The sequence below is a fragment of the Paenibacillus sp. P4_A7 genome (assembly GCF_056402455.1).
In genome coordinates, this window is record NZ_JBFUHJ010000539.1 from 1 (window position 1) to 3,480 (window position 3,480).

Sequence of the window (3,480 nt, forward strand, 5' to 3'; positions counted from 1 at the left end):
AATCAGGATTATATGTAAGGAGAGAGAGCAGCCAAATTTTCGAGTCGCTGACCTTTAATCAGCCGGAGTTAAAATTTGCTTTACCGCTGTATGATTTGAAAAATAATCAGATTCGCAGCACCTTTAATATCGGTGAACGGTTCTATGCCTATGCGAAATATGATTTTTTGTATTCAGATGGAGCTAAAGGCAGCGTGTTTGTAATACGTGAACGGAGTCCCTTTGCGGAGCTGACGCGTAAGCTCCTGCCGATCCTATCACTTATTTTGATTGTCGTGCTCATCGTCTCAAATATGTTATTGTATCGCTGGATTACGCGAAGTGTCATTAAGCCGTTGAACTTGCTTAGGAGCTCTGCGAATCGCATTAAGGAAGGTAATTTGCAATTTGAACTCAATTTGCATTCGAATGATGAGATTGGTCAGCTTAATGAAGCATTCGAGAGTATGCGGCAGCGACTTCAGGAGTCTGTGGATCTACGTCTGCAATATGAAGAGAATCGGAAAGAGCTGATCTCGAATATATCTCATGACCTGCGAACACCGATTACGAATATCAAAGGGTATATTGAAGGGATTCGAGATGGAGTGGCTGATACTCTTGAGAAAATGGAGATATATGTTGATATTATTTATACGAAGGCCGTTGATATGGACAAGCTGGTAGATGAGTTGTTTTTATACTCTAAGCTGGATTTGAAACAAGTTCCATTTATGTTCGAGCCAGTAGATATTATCGTATTTCTGGATGATTGTATGGATGAACTGAGGTACGAATTAGAGGGCAAGGACATCGTGATCAATTGGGATCACTATGAATACGAAAATATAATGGTATCCGCGGATTTAGAGAAATTAAAGCGTACGATCTTGAACATTATTGATAATGCACTCAAATATATGAATAACCCGAGCAAACAAATTAGTGTCTCTATTCAAGCTGATTCGGAATGGGTGACAATCGAATTCAAGGATAACGGTATGGGTATCCCGGATGCGGCTCTACCACATATCTTTGAACGATTTTATCGGGCAGAACAATCGAGGAATTCATCAAAAGGCGGGAGCGGATTAGGGCTGGCGATTGCCCGCCAAATTATTGAAGGACACGGTGGTTCCATTTGGGCGCAAAGTGAACAAGGCGTAGGGACCAGTCTTTTTTTGAAGCTGAGACGAACAAACGAAGGAGAGCTTGATAGCCATGACACGAATTCTAATCATTGAAGACGAGACGACAATTGCTCAGCTTGAGCAGGACTATTTTCAATTAAACGGCTTCTCGGTTGATTTATGCCATAGCGGAGATGAAGGGCTGCAGCTCGCTCTTAAAGAGGAATACAATCTGATTATCATCGATCTGCTGCTGCCAGGGATGGATGGGTTCGAATTATGCCGCCGTATACGTGAAGCAAAGGAGGTTCCCATTTTAATAGTTTCAGCAAAGAAAGAAGAGATTGATAAAATCCGCGCGTTCAATTTGGGAGCGGATGACTTTATTACAAAACCATTCAGCCCAAGTGAATTAGTGGCGAGAGCGAAGGCGCATTTAACTAGGTACGACCGATTGCTGAATAAGCAAAAGCCAGTTGCTCAAGATGAAATTCATATCCGCGGACTGCTCATAGATAAAGCTTCACGGAGAGTGTTTGTAAGGAATAAAGAAGTTGCCATTACAACACGTGAATTTGATCTGCTTGTATTTCTAGCAAGTAATCCAAATCGTGTATTTGGGAAAGAAGATTTATTTGAACGGATTTGGAAAATGGATTCTAGCGGCGATATTGCGACGGTTACGGTACATATTCGCAAGCTTCGGGGAAAACTTGAAGCTGATCCTTCTAACCCGCAATATATCGAAACCGTCTGGGGTGCAGGATACCGTTTTACCGTATAGAATCGTGAATATTAGTGAAGTTTCCAAACATTTTAGCTGCAGTTTATATTTTGTTAATATAACGTACCTTAGCAATTTATCTCTATCCTCTATCATATAAGTTATRGGCAATATGAACTGAAATGAGGAGGAATTTATAATGAACCCGATTACTAAAAAAGTAGCAGCAGTGATGATGGTTGCTGCATTAGGAGTAACTTCATTACCCTATGGGAATTTAAATGTACAAGCAGCGACAAGTCAAACAGGTATTCAAACAGCGTCTCAGCTGTCCGATAAGGAGATCCAAGATGCTGTCAGCGAGCTATTCAAGCTTGGCTTGATGCAAGGTTATCCCGATCACTCGATGGGTGAGCAAAGACAAATCAATCGCGCTGAATTAGCCAAATTGGTAATCAAAACGTTCAATCTGGAAGGGACATCTGAGAATCTAGTAGAGCTTACGGATGTTGATCCAGATGCATGGTATTACTCCTATGCAGCTGAACTTGTAGGACTTGGTATCATGAAGGCAGAGAACGGACAGTTCAATCCGCGAGGCACAGTGTCAGATCTGGAACTTGTGCAAGTCGTATCCAAGGCATTGAAGCGTGATGAGAAATCCGTAAATTACTGGATGGGTAGTTTTTATTCAGCAAGCAGCACTGCATCACGCGGAGAAACCGCCTATTTGCTCAAAGCCGCTCGTAAAGCCATTCCTTCAGAGCAGGCTAAGATTACAAGTGTTAGAGCGTTAAATGCAATCACAATGATCGTAACATTCGATAAGGCACTTCTGGCAGAGGATGAATTATTTGCGAAAGCAAAAGAAGATTTTATGTTTAATGACGGATTGACATTGACAAATATGCCTCGTCTGAAGACCGGATCAGTTGCAACCTATATCGTTCCAACTTCTGTTCAAAAAGTAGGTACAACGTATAACTTAACATACAAAGGTCAAAAAGCCGGGTCCATTACAGGCAGTGGAACGAAATTGGAAATGACGGCAGCTAGTCAAGTAACAAACGATACATTCGAGGTTGAATTGCTGAAGGCGGATGGCGTTGTAGATTATGGATATGTTATTTCTGCGTACAGCGGGGGCCGAGGTGCAAATGCATTTGTTTTGAATGATCGTGATCAAGCAGACGGGAAAACCTATCAAATTATCTCATCTATGCAAGCGAGACAAGTCACGATTACACCTGAAGGCGGTCAGCCGATCATCGCCAAATATGTACCGTTTACGCAATCGACAGATGGAAAGCAAGAACCGAAATTCCGTCTGCCAGAAGGACAAGTTCTAACTCCAGGCGTAAAATATACGGTCTCATCCGATTGGGCGAATATTGCAAATTCTTCATTTGTAGCAAAGGAATTCGCGCCGCTGCAAGTAACAGGTGCAGAAGCAGTGAGTGAAACCTCAATTAACGTGACCTTATCGCAAGACCCTGGTGATGAATTATTCTCAGGCCGAAATATTGAACTGACAGCTCCAAACGGAGATAAGCTAGTAGCAGCTTATAAATACTCTAGCCGTAAAGGTGCAGTAGGTGTGTTTGAAATTATACAAAATAGTAAAGTGAGCGCGGGAATGACATATAC

3 protein-coding genes are annotated in these 3,480 nt (G+C 42.0%); all 3 read left to right on the plus strand.

What is annotated here, in order from left to right; translation table 11 throughout:
• The coding region (locus tag AC1DWN_RS30595) for a sensor histidine kinase (RefSeq protein ID WP_477562630.1) at window positions 1–1,223 on the plus strand (1,223 nt) is incomplete at its 5' end.
• Complete coding sequence (locus tag AC1DWN_RS30600; RefSeq protein ID WP_477562631.1) at window positions 1,201–1,893, plus strand: response regulator transcription factor; 693 nt, start codon at window positions 1,201–1,203, stop codon at window positions 1,891–1,893. The genes AC1DWN_RS30595 and AC1DWN_RS30600, both read left to right, overlap by 23 nt.
• A gap of 139 nt (window positions 1,894–2,032) precedes the next feature.
• Window positions 2,033–3,480, plus strand: a 1,448-nt coding sequence (locus AC1DWN_RS30605) for an S-layer homology domain-containing protein (RefSeq protein WP_477562632.1), incomplete at its 3' end; no start/stop codon positions are given.

Coding starts and splice junctions, on each gene's coding strand:
- AC1DWN_RS30600 (WP_477562631.1), top strand. CDS start 1,201: ATGACACGAATTCTAATCATTGAAGACGAGACGACAATTGCTCAGCTT.